Raw genomic sequence first — 19,062 nt, 5'->3', positions numbered from 1 at the left:
ATTCCCCGTGGCGGGAACTGATCGCAGCAGCGCTGGGGACCCCGCGCGTACCCTCTCGTTGTTGTGGCGGGAGGCACGCGAACCGGCGACCGGGCAACGGGGGCCGCGACCCGCGCAGAGCGTCGACAAGATCGTCGAGGCGGCGATCACGCTGGCCGACGCGGAGGGCCTGGATGTGGTCTCGATGCGGCGGGTCGCCCAGGCGCTGGCGGTCGCGCCGATGTCGCTCTACACCTATGTGCCCGGCAAGGCCGAGCTGATCGACCTCATGCTCGACACCGCGTACGCGCGGATGCCGCGCCGGGAGCCGGCCGGGCCGGACTGGCGCGACCGGGTGGCCGCGGTGGCCGACGACAATCGGGATTTGTTCGAGCGGCATCCGTGGCTCGCGGCGGTGTCCACGAACCGGCCGACGCTCGGCCCGGGCGCGATCGCGAAGTACGACTACGAGCTGCGGGCGCTCGACGGACTGGGCCTGGACGACGTCGAGCTGGACGCCGCGCTGACCTTCGTCCTCGGCTTCGTGCAGACGTGCGCACGGGCCGCCGCCGACGTCCGGACCGCGCGGCAGGAATCGGCGATGAACGACGAACAGTGGTGGGCCGCCAATCAGCCGCTGCTGGCGAAGATGTTCGACGCCGACCGGTTTCCGCTGGCCTCACGCGTCGGCGCGGCCGCCGGGGCCGCCCACGGGAGCGCTTACGACCCCGCTCATGCGTACGCCTTCGGGCTGGCCCGGGTGCTCGACGGGCTCGCCGTCCTCATCGAACAGCGCCCGGGCACTTAGGGTGTGCCCATGGCGATCGCCCGCTTCAAGAAAGTCACCATGGAATGCCGGGATCCGGAACGGGTCGGGGCGTTCTGGGCTGATGTGCTCGGCCGCACCTGGAAGGCGTACGACGCCGACTCGGGTGGCGTCTTCGGGCCGACTCCACGGCACACCCTCTGGCTCACGCGTACGCCGGAGCCCAAAACCGTCAAGAACCGAGTCCACCTCGACGTCTACGCCGTGAGCGTGGCCGGGCTGGAGGTGCTGGGCGCCACGGTCGTGCTGCCCGCGGGCGACGGCCGGACGTGGACGATGATGGCCGACCCCGAGGGCAACGAGTTCTGCGCCTTCCTTCGGGACGAACTGCCCGAGGATCGGCTGCCGGGGCTGGTGGCGGACGCCGCCGACCCCCGCGCGGCCGCCCAGTGGTGGGCCGATCTCTACGGCGTCCCGGCCAAGCACAGCGACGAGGGCTGGTCCTCCGTGGAGCAGGTGCCGGACATGCCGATGCGGAGCATCGCCTTCAATCCGGTGCCGGAGCCGAAGAGCGTGCCCAACCGGATGCGCTGGGAGATCTCCGTCCCGGCCTACGCCGACCTGGAGGCGGCCGGAGCCCGGCCGGTCGGGCCTGGCGTCTATGCCGATCCGGAGGGCAACGAGTTCGGGGTCGTCCTGCGCCGTTCGTAATTATTCCGGCATTTAGGACAGTACGCTCGGAGCCGTGGCGGGACGGCACCAACGCGATTCGTGGCCCCAGTGGCGCTGGGTGCGGTGGCTGGCCGACCGGGGCGTGTCGACCCGGTCCGTGGCCCTGGTCATCGGCGTCCTGCTGCTGCAGGCCGGGTTCATCGCGAGCTACCTCGCCGCGTTCCACGAGCCCGAGCCCCACGAAGTCGCCGTGGTGACGACGAACGACCAGGTCGCGCAGCAGCTCAACGGGCTGTCCGGCGATCCGCTCAAGGCGACCGTGGTGGCCGACCGGGCGGCGGCCGTGCAGAAGATCGACGACCAGGACGCGTACGGGGCCTATGTGGTCGGCCCGCAGAACGACGAGCTGATCGTCGCCTCGGCGGCCGGCGTCGCCGTGACGACCACGTTGGAGGAGATCTTCGGGCAGCTCGCTCGGCAGACCGGCCGGAAGTTCACGGTCACCGACGTGAAACCGCTGCCCAGCGGTGATCCACGGGGCCTGTCCGGGTTCTACCTCGTGGTCGGCTGGACGGTCGGCGGCTATCTGGTCGCCTCGGCGCTCAGCGTCAGCCTCGGCGCCCGGCCCTCGACGCGGCAACGGGCGGTCGTCCGGCTCGGCGCGCTGGCGGCGTACGCCCTGGTCTCGGGCATCGTCGGCGCGTGGATCAGCTACGCGATCGTCGGCGGGATGCCGCACCACTACGTCGGGCTGGCCGCCCTGGGCGCGCTGCTCGTCTTCGGGGTGGGCGCGGCGACCATGGCGTTGCAGGTGGTCTCCGGCATCGTCGGCATCGGGCTGGCGGTGCTGCTGTTCGTCATCCTCGGCAACCCCAGCGCCGGTGGCGCCTACGCCTGGCCGCTGCTGCCCGGCTTCTGGCGGGCCATCGGCCCCTGGCTGCCCCCGGGAGCCGGGCTGGCGGCGTTCCGGTCCATCGTGTACTTCGGCAACTCGAAGCTGCTCATGCCGCTGCTCGTGCTCGCGGCGTACGCGGTCGTCGGAGCGGTCGCGACGCTGCTGCTCGCCGGGCGGCGGCCGCACCTCGCCACCGAGATCGACGAGTTCGGGGCGGCTTAGACGGTGGCAGCCTCTGCAGCCTGACCGGCTGAACCGCTGGATCAGGGTTCTCGGTCGAATCACCGTCCATGATTCGGCCGAGAACCCTGATCCAGCGCCCATCAGCGAGCGGTGAGCGCGCGAGCGAGCCAGCGCCCATCAGCGAGCGGTGAGCGCGCGAGCGAGCCAGCCAGCGGCGAGCGCCAGCGGGCGAGCGAGGCGAGCGGGGCGGAAGCCTCAGCGGCTCGGCGGCGGACCCCACGGCGACGCGGTCGTGTCCGTCGTGGCGCCGGCTGGGCTCACCGGCGTGAACGAGCTGGTGGACTCGGTCGTGGTGGCGGTGGTGTCGAAGGTCGTGGCCGCTGGGACCGGAGTCGCGGTCCAGTCGGTCGTCGTCGTGGTGGTGGCCACGTCGGCCGTCGCTGTGCCCGGCCAGACGCGCCAGCGTCCGCCGCTGAACACCGCGATCAGCAGTACGCCGCCGAGCACCGGGATGATCCCCGACTTCAGCGGAGTGATCGTCATGACGTCGTGACCGAGGACGTCCTTCTGAACGCGGTCGAACACGTCGGCGCCGGTCTTCGGCGCGAAGATCAGCAGCGCGGAGCTGCCCAGGTACAGCAGGGCGACGAGCAGGGGTCCCACCGGGGAGACCCGGAGGGAGGCGATCAGGCCCACGATGAGGCCCGCGCCGACCAGAACGCCCGCGCCGAGCAGCACCTTCGAGGAATATCCCGTCGGGGCGCCCGCCGTGTAGACCTCGCCCATGACAGTCTGGCCGAAGGCCACGACCGCCCACGCGAGCGGAGCGATGACAACTCCGGCGATCAGACTCCATAAATGACGCATGTGAGGCACCCTATAGATTTCCGGCCGCCCCGCAACCCAGCCAATCCCCAGGCTCTAGCCTGAGCAGCGTGAACGACACCGCCTCCGGCCGGCCGACGGCATACTCCCAGATCACGTTGAGCCGCATCATGACCGCCCTGGACGTGAACCTCTACGGCACCGTCCACGGCGGCGTCATCATGAAGTTCGTCGACGACGCCGCCGGTGCGGCCGCCGCCCGGCACTGTGGCTTCAACGCGGTCACTGTCGCGATCGACGAGATCGAGCTGCTGGTGCCCGTGCGGGTGGGCGACCTCGTCCACGCCAAGGCCCAGGTCAACTGGAGCGGCACCACGTCGCTGGAGATCGGCGTGACGGTGCTCGCGGAACGCTGGAACGAGGCCGGTCGGACCCCGGAACGGGTCGCGACGGCGTACCTGGTCTTCGTGGGGGTCGACGGCGACGGCAAGCCTCGCCCGGTGCCGCCGGTGCTGCCCGAGAGCGACACCGACCGGCGGCGTTTCCAGGAGGCCATCATCCGCCGGGAACACCGGCTGGCCCGGCGCCGCGCGATCGCGCAGCACCGCGCTCCGCGCCTCGACTAGCTCCGCACCCGGTCCTGCAACGCCGCGTCCTTCTGCTCCACCACCTCGATCAGGCCCTGCTGGTACGCCTCGATGCGGCGCTGCAGGGTCTGATCGCTCGCGGCGAGAACGCGTACGGCGAGCAGGCCGGCGTTGCGGCCGCCGCCGATGGAGACGGTGGCGACCGGAATGCCGGCCGGCATCTGCACGATCGACATGAGCGAGTCCATGCCGTCCAGGTGCTTCAACGGCACCGGTACGCCGATCACCGGCAACGGCGTCACCGAGGCGACCATGCCGGGCAGCGCGGCGGCCCCGCCCGCGCCCGCGATGATGACCTGAATACCGCGACCGGCCGCCGCCTGCCCGTACTCGATCATCTTGACCGGCGTGCGGTGCGCCGAGACGACGTGCGCCTCGTAGGTCACGCCGAACTCGTCGAGCGCCTCGGCCGCGGGCTGCATCGTCGGCCAGTCCGAGTCGCTGCCCATGATGATCCCGACCTGAACGGTCACGACATCTCCTCCCCATAGGTCAGCCAGTGGGCGGCGCGCGCGGCGCGAGCCCGGGTCCGCGCCAGGTCGTCACCGAGCGCGGTCACATGCCCGATCTTGCGACCGGGCCGGACCTGCTTGCCGTAGAGGTGCACCTTGACCCCCGGCTCGGCGGCGAACAGGTGGTGCAGGCGCTCGTCGATCGGCATGCCGCCGTCGGGTCCGCCCAGCACGTTCGCCATCACGACGACCGGGGCGGCGGCCGAGGTGTCGCCCATCGGGTAGTCCAGGACAGCCCGCAGATGCTGCTCGAACTGGCTGGTCCGAGCGCCCTCGATGGTCCAGTGGCCGGAGTTGTGCGGGCGCATCGCCAGCTCGTTGACGCTGAACCGGCCGTCGGCGTCGACGAACAACTCGACGGCGAGCATGCCGACGACGTTCAGCTCGGTCGCGATCCGGATGCCGAGCTGCTGGATCTCGGCGGCCTGGTCGGCGCTCAGACCGGGGGCGGGCGCGAGGACCTCGACACAGATGCCGTCCTGCTGCACCGTCTCCACCACCGGGTACGCCGCCACCTGCCCGAACGGCGACCGCGCGACCTGGACGGCGAGTTCCCGGTCGAGGGTCACCTTCTCCTCGACGATCAGCTCCACGCCCTGGGCGAGCAGTTCCGCCGCCGGCTCCGGACCGGCGAGCACCCACACGCCCTTGCCGTCGTAACCGCCGGTCGCGGCCTTGCCGATGATCGGCCAGCCGACCTCGTCGCCGAACTCGCGGACGTCGGAGATCCGGCTCACCGGCCGCCAGCGCGGCATCGGCGCGCCCAGCTCGGTCAGCCGTTCCCGCATCAGGCGCTTGTTCTGGGCGTACTGGAGCGCGTCCGCGGACGGGTAGACGGCCACGCCGTCGGCGGCCAGCGCCCGGATGTGCTCGCCCGGGACGTGCTCATGGTCGAAGGTGACCACGTCGCAGCCCTTGGCGAAGTCCCGCAAGGCGGACAGGTCGAGGTGTGAGCCGACCTGCACGTCCGCCGCGACCAGGGCGGCGCCGTCGTCGGGCGAGGTGGCCAGTACGCGTAACGACTGGCCGAGGGCGATCGCCGACTGGTGGGTCATGCGGGCGAGCTGTCCGCCGCCGATCATGCCGACCACCGGCAGTCCAGTCCGGGTGTCCATCGCGGGCAAGCCTACCGACCTGCCCGAACGAGGCTCACCTCGGATGGCGCTGGATCAGGGTTCTGGGTCGAATCTTGGGTCAAGATTCGACCGGGAACCGTGATCCGGCGCTCAATACCAGCGCCCCGCGACACGAGGGGGTCAGCGGCGCGAGCGGCGCGAAGCCTTGCGGGCGGGCGTACGCGCAGCCCGCAAGGGCTGAGCGAAGGCGAGCACGACCGGCGTACGCCGATCCCCGAAGGGGTCGCCGGCGCCGAGTGCGCTGACGAGGTCGGGCGTACCCGGTCCGGCGAAGCCCCACAGTCCGGTCGGCCCGACCACGGCGCATCCAGCGAGCTGGGCGTACTCGGCTTCGGTGAGCACTTTGGCGAGCGTGTCGAGCACCTCTTGGGCGACGGCGTCCCCGTCTCGGGGCGGCCCGGCGACGCCGATCCTGGCGGCCCCGACCGCCGCGTCCCGGGGTGGGCGGACGGCTCGCATCGCATCGGTGACGAACCGGCCGGCCAGCGTACGCAGTCGCAGTCGCCCGCACAGCGCGGCCAGAACCGCCCGGCGTCCCGACCCGTACGCCACGGCCGACTGCGCCAGCCATGGCGGCTCGCCGGTGAGGGCCGATACGCAGCGGGCGGCGAACCCTGGAGTGATCTCCCACACCGGGCGCACCCGCCCTTGGGTCACGGCGACCGCCTTCGCCGAGACCAACACGTACCAGGGTTCGGTGGTGCCCGACGCGGTCTCGGCGACGTACCAGGCGAGTTTTTCGGGAAGCGGATCGCCGGGTTGCATGATCTCCGTCTCGACCGGCGTACGCCGCCACGTCCGCCCGCCCGCGACGACGTCGTCCGGCGGGGATTCGGGCGCCGCCGCCGGTGCGTGCCGGGCCAGCCAGGCCGCGAGGACGTGTCGCCGGAAGAGCGCCTCGGCCGGAGCCGGATCGCCGCTCAGCAGCGTGCCGAGCTGTGTCACCGCCGCCGACGAGGGCGCTCCGTGCAGCACGGAGGCGGCGAGCTCCGGCCCGACTCGGCGCAGGACGTCCGCAGTGGACGGAATCGGGGTGACGGGCGGCGTGGGCACCGCCAGCTCGGACCAGTCCGCGTCGGCCGCCGTGTCACAGCGGGGAAAGCGCAGCTCGACGCCGTACCGGCTGCTCACCCGGTCGGCCAGCCGGGCCAGATGCGGACCGGGCGCGGCGGCGTCGAGCAACGTGTCGATCTCCCCGGCCACTCGCCGCGCCGTGGCCCAGATGAGGTAACTCTCCAGGTCCGGCAGGGGTTCACCGACGTCGGCGACATACTCCGACAGGTCCGCCACGGCGGGAATCTCGCTGACGACCGAAGCACCGGCGGACACGGTCGCGCCATAGACGGCCGCCGAAACCGGCCCCGGCGTCAGGCGTACACCTAGGCGACCCGGAGTGACCGCCCACCGCAGCGCCATCCGCACGGAGATCGGCCGCGGTCGAAGCGTGGCCGCGGGCGTGTGGTCGGTGACCTCGATGTCGAGCGCGAGGGTCTGGCCGGGAAGCACGCGCCGGAGCGCGGAGTAGAAGGTCCGCTCGCTCGCGTCGCACGCGCCGCTGTCCAGAAACTCGGCCACGACCTGCGGGTCGGGCGCCGCGGGCAGCCCGGCCGCGAGCAGGGCCTCGGGCTCCGAGGCCACCAGGATGCCGGTCGCGGTCTGTGCATAGTAGAGCGGCGGTCCGTCACCGTTGCGCGCCAGCACGAGGCCGTGGCGCTTCGGATCTCGCAAGATCAGCGCGTAGGGGTCCGGGCCGCCGAGCAGCCCGCTCGGGCCTTTCTGGCGATACGCCGAGAGCAGCGCGCTGAGTTCGGCGACCCCGTCGACGACCGCGACGTATCCGTCGAGTTCATGGACGATGGGCAGGGCCGCCCGGACGATCAAAGTCGTCGACCCGGCGCGGTGCCGGGCGACGTCGGAGCCGCGGGCGGCGAGCGCGTCGGCGACCGCGTCGGCCGCGCTCGGGGGACAGGAGATCAGTGCGGCTAGGCCGGCCATGTGCCGATGCTAACCGGCTATTCCGACATAGCCGGATAAGTGACCCCTATGCGGTGAGCACTGTCGACAAGCCGACAGGGTCGGTGACCGGCCGATCGCACACGAACCCGCGGCACACGTACGCGGCCGGCCGCCCCTCGATCAGGGGACGCCCCTCGAGCAGCGGCACCCCGGGCCGATCGGGTTCGCCGACGACGAGGACCGCCCCGCCGGGTGCGTTCCTGATCGCCGTCCGGGTGAGATCGGCGGCCTGAGCCGGATCCGGAGTAGCGATCGCGATCTCGACCGGCCCGCTGACCAGCGCCTCCGCCGCGGCCGCGCTGTATCCGGCGAACCGGGGGTGCTGGGCGATCACCTCGGCGACCTGGCCGAGGATCGCCGCCGCCCGCTCCCGATACGACGGCTCCCCCGCCACCGCGTGGTACGCCAGCAGCGCACTCGCCAGCGCGGAAGCCCCACTCGGCGTGGCGTTGTCCGTGGGGTCGGCCGGCCGCATGACCAGCTGCTGCGCGTCCACCGCCGTGTCGAACACCCGGCCGTCCTCGACGAACTTGGCGAGCGCGAGATCGACGAGCGCCCCGGATCGCTCCAGCCAGATCGCCGCCCCGGTGAGCTGGTGGATCAGGCCGAACGCCTCGGCCACGCAGCCATAGTCCTCAAGTACGCCGGCCGGCTCGCCGACGATGCCGTCGAGGGACACCCGCCGGAGCCTCCCGTCGACGATGTGGCGCTCGGCCAGCAGCGTCGCCGCCCGTTCCGCGCGTTCGGCGGCGTCACCGGGGTCTTCACCCATCGCCTCGGCGACCCGGGCGTACTCCCCCAGCGCCGTGATCGTCAGCGCGTTCCAGGCGGCCACGACCTTGCCGTCGATCGCGGGCTGCGGCCGGTCCTGGCGTGCTCGGAAAAGCTTCGCCCTGACCTGGCGCGCTCGGTCCTGTATGGCGGGATCGGCGTCGTCGATGTCGCGGGCCAGCGTGAGAACGGTGGTCCCGTGCTCGAAGTTGCCCGACGCGGTCACCCCGAAGAGATCGGCGGCGAACCGGCCGTCCTCGTCGCCGAGCACCTCGGCCAGCTGCGCGGGAGTCCACACGTAGGTCAAGCCCTCGACGCCTTCGGTGTCCGCGTCGTACGCCGACCGGAACCCGCCCTCCGGCGTGGAGAAGTCCCGGACGAGGCACTCGTAGGTCTCCCGGGCGACCCGGGCGGCCAGCGCGTCACCGGTCAACCGCCACAGATCGGTGTAGACGCGCAGGAGAAGCGCATTGTCGTAGAGCATCTCCTCGAAGTGCGGCACCACCCAATGGCCGTCCACGGCATACCGGTGGAAACCGCCGCCGACCTGGTCGTAGATCCCGCCCCGGGCCATCGCCTCGGCGGTGTGCCGCACGACCTCCAGCACTGCTTGATCCTGCGTACGCCGGAAATGGCGCAGGAGAAAGAGCATGGCCAGATGCGGCGGAAACTTCGGGCCACCCGCCCCGAACCCCCCGTACGCCACGTCATGCGCCGCCACGAGCCGCTGGGCGGCCTGTCCGAGCAGGTCGGCCGTGATCGGCGTACCGCCCGCCGTCTCCGGGTGCCGTGGCGCGATGGCCTCGACCACGGCCGCACCCTGCCGCAGCACCGCCTCACGCTGATCGCGCCACGCCTCGCCGACCGCGTCGAGCAGCCGATCGAAGTTGTCCCGCGGAAAGTAGGTGCCGCAGAGGAACGGCTCACCGTCCGGCGTCGCGAACACGGTCATCGGCCAACCGCCCTGGCCGGTCATCGCCTGCGTGGCGGCCATGTAGACCGCGTCCACGTCGGGGTGCTCCTCCCGGTCCACCTTGATCGCCACGAAGTTCGCGTTGATCTTCGCGCCGATCACCGGATCCTCGAAGGATTCGTGCGCCATCACATGACACCAATGGCAGCTCGAATACCCAACTGAGATCAGCAGGGGTACATCTCGCCGCTTGGCGTCTGCAATAGCCTCGTCACCCCACGACCACCAGTCAACAGGGTTGCCGGCGTGCTGACGGAGGTAGGGCGAAGTAGCAAGAGCAAGCCGGTTCACACATCCACCTTTTCATGCCGCCGTTGGCCTGGCCACGTCCGGGCAGCGCCATCTGCACGGTACCGACGAATACTGACGTTCTAGTATGTTGCACGTGACAAGCTCGGCCAGATCAATGATGCACTTTACGTGGGAACCAGCTCAGAGCTCACAGGGGCGACCATGAAGGAGATTTCGGGCCTACCCGAGTTTTGGGAAGAATTCTGTTCGCTGGGGCAGGAAGTCGACTACTTTGTCACCGCCCGGTTATTCGACGGGACGCCCGCCGCGTGGCCTCACGAACTCAGCTACATCCGTTGGCGGCATCTGGTTGCGACCGAGCTTGGTGTGGACCCGATGGCGGTCCAGCTAGTCGGGAGCGCCCGATTGGGTTATTCCCTCAACCCCAGAAAGAACTTTAAGAAGTTCCATGAAAATTCAGACCTGGACATTGCGGTGATCTCGCCAGAACTTTTCGACCAAGCATGGCGCGAACTCCGAGAGATAATCGAGGACGAACTGTTCGCCCAGAAAAAGAACTACCTTCGTAAGCTGGTTTTCGAGGAGTGTATCGCCCTCGACGTCGTGTTGCCTAGGTTGTCCTTCGGCGAGCAGTGGTCGCGCGCGAGAGACGTCTTTGTCCAGGACCTCGGGGAGGGCTTCTTAAACTGCGAGGTTAATTATCGGCTGTACCGCAACCATAAGTCCCTTAGAAACTATCAGATAAAAAGTGTAAACATCGCGCGAGACCGCGCGATCGAGGAGGGTGTATACCATGGCTGATCACGGGCTTAAGTTCGAGATCGAGTCGAAAACCGTTGCGGAATTTCGATCCCTGGATAAGTCCGGCGAGTTGATCCTTCAACCCGAATATCAGCGCAAAGCTGTTTGGCCTGAACGCGCCAAGGTTTCCTTGATGGAGACAATCCTTCTCGGTTATCCGATTCCTGAGATCTACCTCGCGTACGAAACCTCGCCGGAAGGCGAGCAAAAGGCTTCTGTTGTTGACGGTCAGCAACGCCTTACCTCCCTACTTGGGTTTCTAAACAATCTTTTCCCGCTGGATGGATTGGAGGATGAAAAGCTGAGGGAAAAGTTCGAAGGAAAGTACTTCAAAGAGCTGCCCGACGATGTACGCCAAGAATTTTTTCAGTATCGCTTCCCAATTCGGCGTCTGTCCAACCTCGCCGACGAGTTCGTACGCGCCGTCTTCGCCCGCGTCAACAGGGTCAACATGGTGCTCACGGATCAAGAACTCCGAAATGCCCTGTTACCGGGCCCGTTCAACGACTTCCTCAAAGACTGTGTCGCTCACCCAATGAGCGACGTGTCCGGAGTCTTCAGCGGCGAACGACGCAAACGAGGCGGCGACCTCGAATTTTACGCAGAGGTCTTCGGCACCTGTATCTTCGGACTGTCCAACAAGAAGACCGAACTCGACGAACGCTACGACAAGATCTCGGCAGATTTCGAAGACTATCAGGAGCGCTCAGAAGAGTTCTTGGAGTTGCTGACATTCCTTAGTGAAAATGTCAAATGGGGCGGCCGAACCAGGTGGTCGAACATTGTCGACATGTTCACCCTTCTGCATGTCTGCTGGGGACTGCACGACAAGCTCAAAAATGCCGACTTGGCAAGGAAGGCACAGATTCGCGACCTTCTAGACCTGTTTCAGCGCGCAGTGTCTTCCAGGAAACGCAATGGCGAGAATGGATCGAGTGAACTCTCTGCACCACTTGCCACAATGCTCAGTATGACACTCGAGGAAGTCGACAAAGCTATCGACGGATACATGTCGGGTATCCGGAACTCGTCTGACCTCGGATCACGCCGAGTTCGCGCCCAACAGCTGACACTCGTACTTTCGAAGAAGCTGGAGAGCTAAAGGACTATTCCCCTCTTAGCACCTGCTAGCAGTTTATCTGGGAGCCTGCCACTCCTCCCTACTTCTGGCCTCCGCGGTCTATCTGAACCTCAGGCTCTCCTTGCTGTACAGAAGGACTACTTCAAGGCCCTGGCCCAAGCGGGGGACTACTGCTTGTCCACGTTCAATGGCACCAGTGGCACGCGGCGTAGCCGACCGAGATCAGCACCGGGACGTCGCGTTCCCGGGCCTCGGCGATCGCCGCTTCGGACCAGGCCACCAGTCCACCGGGTTGGAGGCGTGCTGGCGCAGGTAGGGCGGCGCCGCCAAGGCAAGAGCTTCCTGCTCTCGGCCCGGGCGGCAGCGGTCAGGAAAGCTCGGTTCGCCTGGTGCTCTGCGGGTCGGCGATGTCGGTAATGGGCGGGCTGCTGTCTGGCCAGTCCCCGTTGCGCGGGCGAGCGGGCCTGGAGCTGGTCATTCAGCCGTTTCGCTATCGCCAAGCGGCCGCCTTCTGGGGCCTCGACGATCCTCGCCTGGCGCTCCTGGTGCACTGGGTCCTGGGCGGCACTCCGGCCTATCGCTACGAGTTCACCCAGGGGGACGCCCCAGAAAGCCTTGCGGACTTCGATTCCTGGTCATCCGGACGGCACTGAACCCCCAAACTCCGCTCTTCAGGGAGGCTCGCTACCTCCTTGCGGAGGAGGCCGACATCCGCGATCCCGCGCTCTACCACTCGGTGCTGGCCGCCATCGCCACCGGCAACACCACGAACGGCGGCATCGCCAGTTACATCGGCCGCACGTCCGACCAGATAACCCACCCGCTCAACGTCCTTGAGGACTGTGCGCTGATCCGCCGGGAACCTGATCTCTTTCGCCCTGGTTGCTCGCGCTACCACATCGTTGAACCGCTGATCACGTTCTACGAGGCGATCATGCGCAAGCGCTGGTCCGAGCTGGAGATCCATCGCGCCGAAGCGGTGTGGGCTTCGACGCGCCAGACGTTTCTCACCCAGGTCGTCGGGCCGCATTTCGAGACACTCTGTCGGGACTACGCGTTCGACAGCGGAGCCGAACTCTTCGGCGACTTCCCCGCAGAGGTGGGATCGGGCGTCGTAAACGACCCGGCGAACCGGACGCAAATCGAGGTCGGCGTGGCGGTACTGGCCGTGCAGGACTCAAGCAGTCCTCGGCGAATCCTTTCGCTCGGTGAGGCGAAATGGGGCGAGGTCATCGGCAGTCATCACCTCGAACGGCTGGCGCGGGCTCGCGAGTTGCTGGCACTCAAGGGCTATCCCACGGATGACACGATTTTGGCGTGTTACGGAGGTGCCGGCTTTACCGCTGAGGTGACGGCCATCGCCGCGAAGGACCCGCGCGTACTGCTCGTGGATCTTCAGGAGCTGTATCGGCCGCTGCCCGAGTAGACGCTTCAGTTCTCTCGAAAGAAGTCCGGGTGGCGTTGTCGGATCGGGACGGGTGCGTTCGTGGTACGGGTGAGAGGCCGCTCAGCGGGAGCGCCGCCACGAAGGGGAAGCCACGATCATGAAGCTGACGGTCACGACGCACATCACCGTCGACGGTGTGGTGCAGGGTAACGGCGGACGGAGTGAGAACCGCAGCGGCGGTTTCGAGCGGGGCGGCTGGGCCCGGCCATACTTCCACCCGGAGTCCGCCGAGCACATCAACCAGATCTACGCGAGCGCCGACACGTTCCTGTTCGGCCGGCGGACTTACGACTTGTTCGCCGGATATTGGGGACTCCAGGCGCCGGGCAGTGGCCCGATCGCCGATTCGTTGAACACGCGACCCAAGTATGTCGTGTCGAATACGCTCACCGATCCGGGCTGGGCAGGCACTACCGTGCTGTCCGGCGGCTCGGACGAGGTCGCGGCGGCCGTTCGGGAGCTGGCCGCCAAGCCCGGCGGCGACCTGCAGGTCCACGGCAGTGGCACGCTGACCCGCTGGCTGCTCGAGAATCATCTCGTCGACCAGCTGAACCTCTTCGTCTTCCCAGTGATCCTCGGCCAGGGCCGGCGGCTGTTCGCCGAGTCCGGCCCCGACCTCGCGCTCGACCTGGCCGAGTCCCGAGCCTTCCCGAACGGCGTCATGCTGCAGGTGTACCGCTCCGCCGGTCTGCCCCAGTACGCCGACTGAACCCGACACCGCCGACACCACGAGAGGCATTCGAGATGCACTACCTGTTCTCCGTCATCCACGACGCGGCCGACCTCGCCACCGACGAGGAGATGGCGGCCATCGACGTGTTCAACGACCGGCTCAAGACCGAGGGCCACTGGGTCTTCGCCGGGGGCCTCGCCGCGCCGAGCACGGCGACCGTCATCGACAACCGCGGCGGGGCGGCGTTGTTCACTGACGGCCCCTACGTCGAGACCAAGGAGTACCTCGCGGGCTTCTGGGTCGTCGAGGCGGCCGACCTCGACGTCGCGGTCAAGCTCGCCGGCGACGGTTCGCTGGCCTGCAACCGGAAGGTCGAGGTCCGGCCGTTCGCGGGCGTCGACCTCCAGCCGCTTCCGGGCAAGTGACCATGGCCGACGTCCGGGCGGCGATCACCCGTGCCCACCAGGAGGAGTGGGGCCGGGTGGTCGCCACTCTGACCCGGCGGTTCGGCGACCTCGACATCGCCGAGGAGGCGGCGGCGGAGGCGTACGCGACCGCCGTCGAGCGGTGGCCCGGGGACGGCGTACCGCCGAATCCGGGCGCCTGGCTCACCACGACCGCCCATCGCAAGGCCATCGACCGGATCCGCCGCGAGAACAAACGCGACGACAAGCACCGGGAGGCTCAGATGCTGACCGACGACGATCCGCCCGAGCCGGTCGGCCCCATCGAGGACGATCGGCTCCGGCTGATCTTCACCTGCTGTCACCCGGCGCTCGCGCTGGAGACCCGGGTGGCGCTGACGCTCCGCATGCTGGGCGGCCTGACGGTGCCCCAGATCGCCCGCGCCTTCCTGGTCCAGGAGAGCGCCATGGAGCAGCGGATCACGCGGGCGAAGGCCAAGATCAAGGCGGCCCGCATCCCCTACCGCGTACCGTCCAGTGAGGATCTCCCGGCCCGGGTGACCGGCGTGCTCGCCGTCCTCTTCCTCGTCTTCAACGAGGGCTACCTGGCGACCGGCGCCGACACCGATCCGGTTCGCCACGACCTCACCGCCGAGGCGATCCGGCTCACCCGCGTCATCCGGGCCCTCCTGCCCGCCGATGGCGAAGTGGCCGGGCTGCTCGCGCTGATGCTCCTCACCGAGGCCCGCCGGGCCGCCCGGATCTCGGCGAACGGTGAACTGGTCAGCCTCGGCGAACAGGACCGCGGCGCGTGGGACACCGGCCTGATCGCCGAAGGCCACCAGCTGGTACGCGAACGGCTGGCCACTCGGGTGGCCCCCGGGCGCTACCAGCTCCTCGCCGCGATCAACGCGGTGCACACCTCCGCCCGCGAGGTACGCGACACCGACTGGTCGCAGATCGTCGCCCTCTACGACCTGCTCGTACGCATAGACCCGTCGCCCATCGTGGCGCTCAACCGAGCCGTCGCCGTCGCCGAACTGGACGGCCCGGAAGTGGCCTTGGCGACCGTCGACCGTCTCGGGGACCGGCTGAGCGGCTATCACGCGTACCACGCGGCCCGGGCCGATCTGCTTCGGCGGCTCGGTCGCAGCCAGGAGTCCCGGGCGGCGTACGACCGAGCCATCGAGCTGGCCGGCAACACCGCCGAGACCGCGTATCTGGCGCGCCGCCGCGACCAGCTCGCCTGATGTAAAGAATTCTTGACACGGTGTCAAGATCGCTTTACATTGATGTGTATGCCATTCGAAGAGAAACGCGCCTGGATCATGGGTGTCGTCAGCACCGTCGCCTATGCGGTGTACGTGGCGGTCGTCCTCGGCCGCTCGGCCGGCTCGCCCCTCACCAAGGTCCCGTACGCGGGGCTCATGATCGCCACCATCGGGGCGGCGATCGTCACGACCATCCTGGTCAGCATCGTGGCGGGGATCCTCTCCGCGCATACGCGGAACCGGGTCGACGAGCGGGACCGTGAGATCGGCTTCCTCGGCGACCGCATCGGCCAGTCCTTCATCGTCGTCGGCGGCGTCGCAGGGATGCTGCTGGCCCTGTGGGAGGCCGACTACTTCTGGATTGCCAACGTCATCTATCTGGGGTTCTTCCTCTCGGCGGCGGTCGGCTCGGCCGCCAAGATCATCGCGTACCACAAGGCATTCCAGGCATGGTGAAGCCGACCAGAGTGACCAATTCGATCCGCGCGCTGCGGTTCGCGCACGGTGAGATGACGCAGGCGGACCTGGCCGACCGGATCGGCGTGACCCGCCAGACCGTCATCGCCATCGAGCAGGGGCGGTACTCGCCGTCGCTGGAGATGGCCTTCCAGATCGCGCGGGTCTTCGGGGTCCCGCTCGACGCGGTCTTCCACTACCCCGACGGCTCCGAGGAGGAGTGATGAAGGCGATCGTCCGCGAACGGTACGGATCGGCCGAGGTGCTCGAGCTGCGCGACGTGGCGCGGCCGGAGATCGGCGACAAGCAGGTCCTGGTCCGCGTCGAGGCGGCCGGGGTGGATCGCGGCGCGTGGCACATGATGACCGGGGAGCCGCGCGTGATGCGGCTGGTCACCGGCCTTCGAAAACCCAGGTCGTCCGCGCTGGGCATGGATCTCGCGGGGGAGATCGTGGCGGTCGGCGCACGGGTCACGGAGTTCGCGGTCGGCGACCAGGTCTTCGGCACCGGCACCGGCGCCTTCGCCGAGTACGCCACGGCCAAGCCTGGCAAGCTGGCTCGGCGCCCAGCCGGGGTGACCGCGGTCCAAGCCGCGGCCGTCCCCGTCTCCGGAGCGACCGGGCTGCTGGCGGTGCGTACGGCGAAAGTCCAGAAGGGACAGTCGGTGCTCGTCATCGGGGCCGGTGGCGGCGTCGGCGCGTACGCCGTCCAGCTGGCCCGCCTCGCGGGAGCGCGGGTGACCGCGGTCTGCAGCGGCGGCAAGGCGGATCTCGTCCGCTCCCTGGGCGCTGAGGCCGTCATCGACTACACCCGTACGCCACTGACCGGGCGCTATGACGCCATCGTCGACATCGCGGGAAACCGGCCGTTGCCGCTTCTACGGAGTCTGCTGACGCCGGCCGGGACGCTGGTGCTCGTCGGTGCGGAGAACGGTGGCGCCATCTTCGGCGGTCTGGGCCGCAACTTCCACGCGAAAGCGCTCGACCCGTGGGTGAAGCACCGGCTCAAGGCGCCCCTCTCGATCACCGCCACGAGCGACCTCGAGCACCTCGCGACCCTGCTGGTCACAGGCGACCTGGTCGCGCCGGTCGACCGGACCTATCCCCTCGCCGAGGCGGCCGACGCCATTCGGTCGCTGGAGGCGGGAAGGGTTGCGGGGAAGCTCGCCCTGGAGCTATAGTGGAATGGAACGTTCCGCTCCGCTAATTCGGAAACAACGGAGGCACCGATGACCACCTGGACCCTGCTCGACGACGCTCACCAGGCTCTGCGTACCGCGATCGCCGGGGTCGGCCCGGACGGCTGGCAGCTGCCGACCCCGTGCGACCAGTGGACGGTCACCCAGGTCCTCCAGCACGCCGCGGGCGACCAGCTCGGGTACGCCGGGACGCTCGGGGTCGGCACCGGACCGGCGTACAACCCGTTCGCCCCCTCCGGGCAGCTCGACGAAGACCCGGCCGCCTTCACCGAGCAGGCACTGACCGCCTCGGCGGCGGCGTTCGCCACGGTCGAAGCCGGAGCGCAGGACGTCCCGAAGCCGCTCCCGCTGCCCCCCATGTCGGCCGAGGAGGTCGTCGCGGCGGCCGCCCTCGACGCGGCGGTGCACGCCTGGGACATCGCGGTCGCCACCGGGCAGCCGTCGCCGCTCACGCCGGAGATGTCGCAAGCTCTCCTCCCGATCGCCCACGCGACCGCCGATCCGCTGCGCGGTTTCGCGTACGCCGACGCCCTGGCTGGCGAGGCGGCCGACGACGCGACCGCCCAGCTGCTGCGCCACCTCGGTCGCGACCCGCAGTGGAAGCCGTAACCACCTATTACCGGTTTTCACCACCGGATCAGGGTTCTCGGTCGAATCACCCGCCAAGATTCGACCGAGAACCCTGATCCGCCGCGAAAGCAACAGCGGGAGCAACAGCGGGCAGCGCTAGAAGGAGCGCAGGACGCGGGCCAGCATGTCCAGTGCCGCGGGGTAGGCCCCCTCACGCGGCGTGCCGTAGCCCACGACGAGTCCCTGCGGATGCGTACCGGGTTCGTGCCAATGCGTACCGAGTGCGCCCAGCGCCAGTCCCCGGGCTGCGGCGGCGTCCAGAACCTGACGTTCGGACAGCCCTGGCCGCAAGCGCAGCACGACGTGCAGTCCGGCGGCGATGCCCCCGAGATCTGTGCCGGGGAGCCGGTCGACGAGCTGGTCACGACGTCGGCGGTAGCGCAGCCGGCAGGCCCGGATGTGCCGGTCGTAGGCGTGTTCGGCGATGAGGTCGGCCAGCGCCAGTTGCCCGACGACTTCGGTGTGCACATCGGTCAGCCGCTTGATCCGGACGACCGGCTCCACCAGGTACGCCGGCAGCACCATCCAGGCCAGCCGGAGCGCCGGGCTCAGAGTCTTGGCGGCCGTTCCGATGTAGACGACGTGATCCGGGGCGGTGCCTTGCAAGGCGCCGACGGGTTGCCGGTCGTACCGGAACTCCCCGTCGTAGTCGTCCTCGATGAGGAGCCGATCACCGGACCGCGCCCACTCCACCGCCGTACGCCGTCGCTCCGGGTGCAGCGTGACGCCCATCGGGTACTGGTGCGCCGGGGTCAGCACGACGGCGTCGGCTCCGGCGACCGGCAGCACCGCACCCAAGGGGTCCACCGGGACGGGCACGACCGAGGCGCCGGCCTGGCGTACGACCTCTCGATGGAAGTCGAGCCCGGGGTCCTCCAGACCGATCGTCCGTCCCTTATAGACGGTTGCGAGCAACGCCAGCGCCTGGACGTAGCCGGACGTCACCACGATGCGGTCCGGGCTGGCGAGGACGCCGCGCGCCCGGCCCAGGTAGTCGGCGAGGACGCTGCGGAGCACCAGGCTGCCCCGGGGATCGCCGTAGTCGAAGGCGCTCACCGGCGCTCGGGACAGCGCCCGGCGTACGGCCCGGGTCCAGGCCCCGACCGGGAAGGTGGAGACGTCCGGGCTGCCCGGGCGCAGGTCGTATCGGGGCGTCGAGACGATCTCCGGAACCGCCGTCGGCACCGAGATCGGCGGTAGCCGGGCCACTTCGGTGAAGGACCCTTGCCGAGCGGTGAGATAGCCCTCCGCCACGAGTTGGTCGTACGCCGCGCTCACCGTTCCCCGGGCCAGTCCCAGCTCGCCGGCGAGCGTACGCGTGGCGGGCAGCCGAGTCTGCGGCGCGAGGCGGCCGGAGCGGATCGCGTCGCGCAGCGCCTCCTCCAGCGCCGTCCGGCGGCTGGTCGAGGCGGCCAGCTCGAGATGCAGGTCGACGCCGAAATTGGCCCAGTCAATCGCCACGGTATTGGACCTT

The 19,062-nt window shown here is 69.0% G+C and carries 21 protein-coding genes and 1 pseudogene; 15 read left to right on the top strand and 7 right to left on the bottom strand.

Going from position 1 to position 19,062, the window contains the following annotated elements:
• Nucleotides 1–7 precede the first annotated feature (7 nt).
• The 3 genes from AB0H43_RS07645 to AB0H43_RS07635 are packed head-to-tail and all read left to right on the top strand — an operon-like array spanning nt 8 to nt 2,534.
• Entirely contained in the window at nt 8–787 is a 780-nt protein-coding gene (locus AB0H43_RS07645) for a TetR/AcrR family transcriptional regulator (RefSeq protein WP_359998075.1), read from the top strand.
• A gap of 9 nt (nt 788–796) precedes the next feature.
• Nucleotides 797–1,456, top strand: coding sequence for a VOC family protein (locus tag AB0H43_RS07640; protein ID WP_359998072.1), 660 nt, complete (start codon nt 797–799; stop codon nt 1,454–1,456).
• A gap of 34 nt (nt 1,457–1,490) precedes the next feature.
• A complete protein-coding gene (locus AB0H43_RS07635; protein ID WP_359998069.1) occupies nt 1,491–2,534 on the top strand; it encodes a hypothetical protein in 1,044 nt (347 codons plus the stop codon).
• Between the two features lie 216 nt (nt 2,535–2,750).
• On the opposite strand, the gene AB0H43_RS07630 is transcribed toward AB0H43_RS07635, so the two are convergent.
• A complete protein-coding gene (locus AB0H43_RS07630) occupies nt 2,751–3,362 on the bottom strand; it encodes a hypothetical protein (protein ID WP_359998066.1) in 612 nt (203 codons plus the stop codon).
• Nucleotides 3,363–3,490: 128 nt separating this feature from the next.
• On the opposite strand from AB0H43_RS07630, the gene AB0H43_RS07625 reads away from it, so the two are divergent.
• Nucleotides 3,491–3,946 (top strand): hotdog domain-containing protein, encoded by a 456-nt coding sequence (locus AB0H43_RS07625; RefSeq protein ID WP_359998598.1) that lies wholly within the window; start codon nt 3,491–3,493, stop codon nt 3,944–3,946.
• Here AB0H43_RS07625 and purE read toward each other — a convergent pair.
• The 4 genes from purE to AB0H43_RS07605 all read right to left on the bottom strand — a co-directional run bounded on the left by purE (nt 3,943) and on the right by AB0H43_RS07605 (nt 9,666).
• Nucleotides 3,943–4,440 carry a 5-(carboxyamino)imidazole ribonucleotide mutase gene (gene purE, locus AB0H43_RS07620; protein WP_359998063.1) on the bottom strand — a complete coding sequence of 166 codons (498 nt, stop codon included), beginning with the start codon at nt 4,438–4,440 and terminating at the stop codon, nt 3,943–3,945. The genes AB0H43_RS07625 and purE overlap by 4 nt on opposite strands.
• Nucleotides 4,437–5,594 carry a 5-(carboxyamino)imidazole ribonucleotide synthase gene (locus AB0H43_RS07615; protein WP_359998060.1) on the bottom strand — a complete coding sequence of 386 codons (1,158 nt, stop codon included), beginning with the start codon at nt 5,592–5,594 and terminating at the stop codon, nt 4,437–4,439. Before AB0H43_RS07615 ends, purE begins: the two co-directional genes overlap by 4 nt.
• A gap of 141 nt (nt 5,595–5,735) precedes the next feature.
• Nucleotides 5,736–7,610 (bottom strand): hypothetical protein, encoded by a 1,875-nt coding sequence (locus AB0H43_RS07610; protein ID WP_359998057.1) that lies wholly within the window; start codon nt 7,608–7,610, stop codon nt 5,736–5,738.
• 46 nt (nt 7,611–7,656) lie between these two features.
• A complete protein-coding gene (locus AB0H43_RS07605; RefSeq protein WP_359998054.1) occupies nt 7,657–9,666 on the bottom strand; it encodes a thioredoxin domain-containing protein in 2,010 nt (669 codons plus the stop codon).
• Nucleotides 9,667–9,828: 162 nt separating this feature from the next.
• Here AB0H43_RS07605 and AB0H43_RS07600 point away from each other — a divergent pair, with 162 nt between their 5' ends.
• Together AB0H43_RS07600 and AB0H43_RS07595 are read left to right on the top strand one after the other, a co-directional pair.
• Entirely contained in the window at nt 9,829–10,428 is a 600-nt protein-coding gene (locus tag AB0H43_RS07600) for a hypothetical protein (RefSeq protein ID WP_359998051.1), read from the top strand.
• Nucleotides 10,421–11,530: a DUF262 domain-containing protein gene (locus AB0H43_RS07595; RefSeq protein ID WP_359998048.1), complete on the top strand. Its 1,110-nt coding sequence runs from the start codon at nt 10,421–10,423 to the stop codon at nt 11,528–11,530. The genes AB0H43_RS07600 and AB0H43_RS07595 overlap by 8 nt, the downstream gene beginning before the upstream one ends.
• Nucleotides 11,531–11,696: 166 nt before the next feature.
• Here the strand turns inward: AB0H43_RS07595 and AB0H43_RS07590 are convergent.
• Nucleotides 11,697–11,839, bottom strand: a pseudogene (locus AB0H43_RS07590) (DUF255 domain-containing protein); the annotation flags it as partial.
• A gap of 86 nt (nt 11,840–11,925) precedes the next feature.
• Here AB0H43_RS07590 and AB0H43_RS07585 point away from each other — a divergent pair.
• The 9 genes from AB0H43_RS07585 to AB0H43_RS07545 all read left to right on the top strand — a co-directional run bounded on the left by AB0H43_RS07585 (nt 11,926) and on the right by AB0H43_RS07545 (nt 17,567).
• A complete protein-coding gene (locus AB0H43_RS07585; RefSeq protein WP_359998045.1) occupies nt 11,926–12,162 on the top strand; it encodes a hypothetical protein in 237 nt (78 codons plus the stop codon).
• 83 nt (nt 12,163–12,245) lie between these two features.
• Nucleotides 12,246–12,935, top strand: coding sequence for a hypothetical protein (locus AB0H43_RS07580; RefSeq protein WP_359998042.1), 690 nt, complete (start codon nt 12,246–12,248; stop codon nt 12,933–12,935).
• Nucleotides 12,936–13,053: 118 nt separating this feature from the next.
• Entirely contained in the window at nt 13,054–13,665 is a 612-nt protein-coding gene (locus AB0H43_RS07575) for a dihydrofolate reductase family protein (protein ID WP_359998039.1), read from the top strand.
• 35 nt (nt 13,666–13,700) lie between these two features.
• Entirely contained in the window at nt 13,701–14,054 is a 354-nt protein-coding gene (locus AB0H43_RS07570) for a YciI family protein (protein WP_359998036.1), read from the top strand.
• 2 nt (nt 14,055–14,056) lie between these two features.
• Complete coding sequence (locus tag AB0H43_RS07565) at nt 14,057–15,283, top strand: RNA polymerase sigma factor (RefSeq protein ID WP_359998033.1); 1,227 nt, start codon at nt 14,057–14,059, stop codon at nt 15,281–15,283.
• A 48-nt stretch (nt 15,284–15,331) separates the two neighbouring features.
• Nucleotides 15,332–15,760 carry a hypothetical protein gene (locus tag AB0H43_RS07560; RefSeq protein ID WP_359998030.1) on the top strand — a complete coding sequence of 143 codons (429 nt, stop codon included), beginning with the start codon at nt 15,332–15,334 and terminating at the stop codon, nt 15,758–15,760.
• Nucleotides 15,754–15,984 carry a helix-turn-helix transcriptional regulator gene (locus tag AB0H43_RS07555; protein WP_359998027.1) on the top strand — a complete coding sequence of 77 codons (231 nt, stop codon included), beginning with the start codon at nt 15,754–15,756 and terminating at the stop codon, nt 15,982–15,984. The genes AB0H43_RS07560 and AB0H43_RS07555 overlap by 7 nt, the downstream gene beginning before the upstream one ends.
• Complete coding sequence (locus tag AB0H43_RS07550; protein ID WP_359998024.1) at nt 15,984–16,940, top strand: NAD(P)-dependent alcohol dehydrogenase; 957 nt, start codon at nt 15,984–15,986, stop codon at nt 16,938–16,940. Before AB0H43_RS07555 ends, AB0H43_RS07550 begins: the two co-directional genes overlap by 1 nt.
• A gap of 48 nt (nt 16,941–16,988) precedes the next feature.
• Entirely contained in the window at nt 16,989–17,567 is a 579-nt protein-coding gene (locus AB0H43_RS07545; RefSeq protein WP_359998022.1) for a TIGR03086 family metal-binding protein, read from the top strand.
• Nucleotides 17,568–17,684: 117 nt separating this feature from the next.
• Here the strand turns inward: AB0H43_RS07545 and AB0H43_RS07540 are convergent, their stop codons facing one another.
• Entirely contained in the window at nt 17,685–19,049 is a 1,365-nt protein-coding gene (locus tag AB0H43_RS07540) for a PLP-dependent aminotransferase family protein (protein WP_359998019.1), read from the bottom strand.
• Between the last annotated feature and the right edge of the window lie 13 nt (nt 19,050–19,062).

Source organism: Hamadaea sp. NPDC050747, from assembly GCF_040654195.1.
Classification (GTDB): domain Bacteria; phylum Actinomycetota; class Actinomycetes; order Mycobacteriales; family Micromonosporaceae; genus Hamadaea.
The sequence above is the reverse complement of the archived record's forward strand: the minus strand, read 5'-3'. Positions and strand labels throughout refer to the sequence as shown.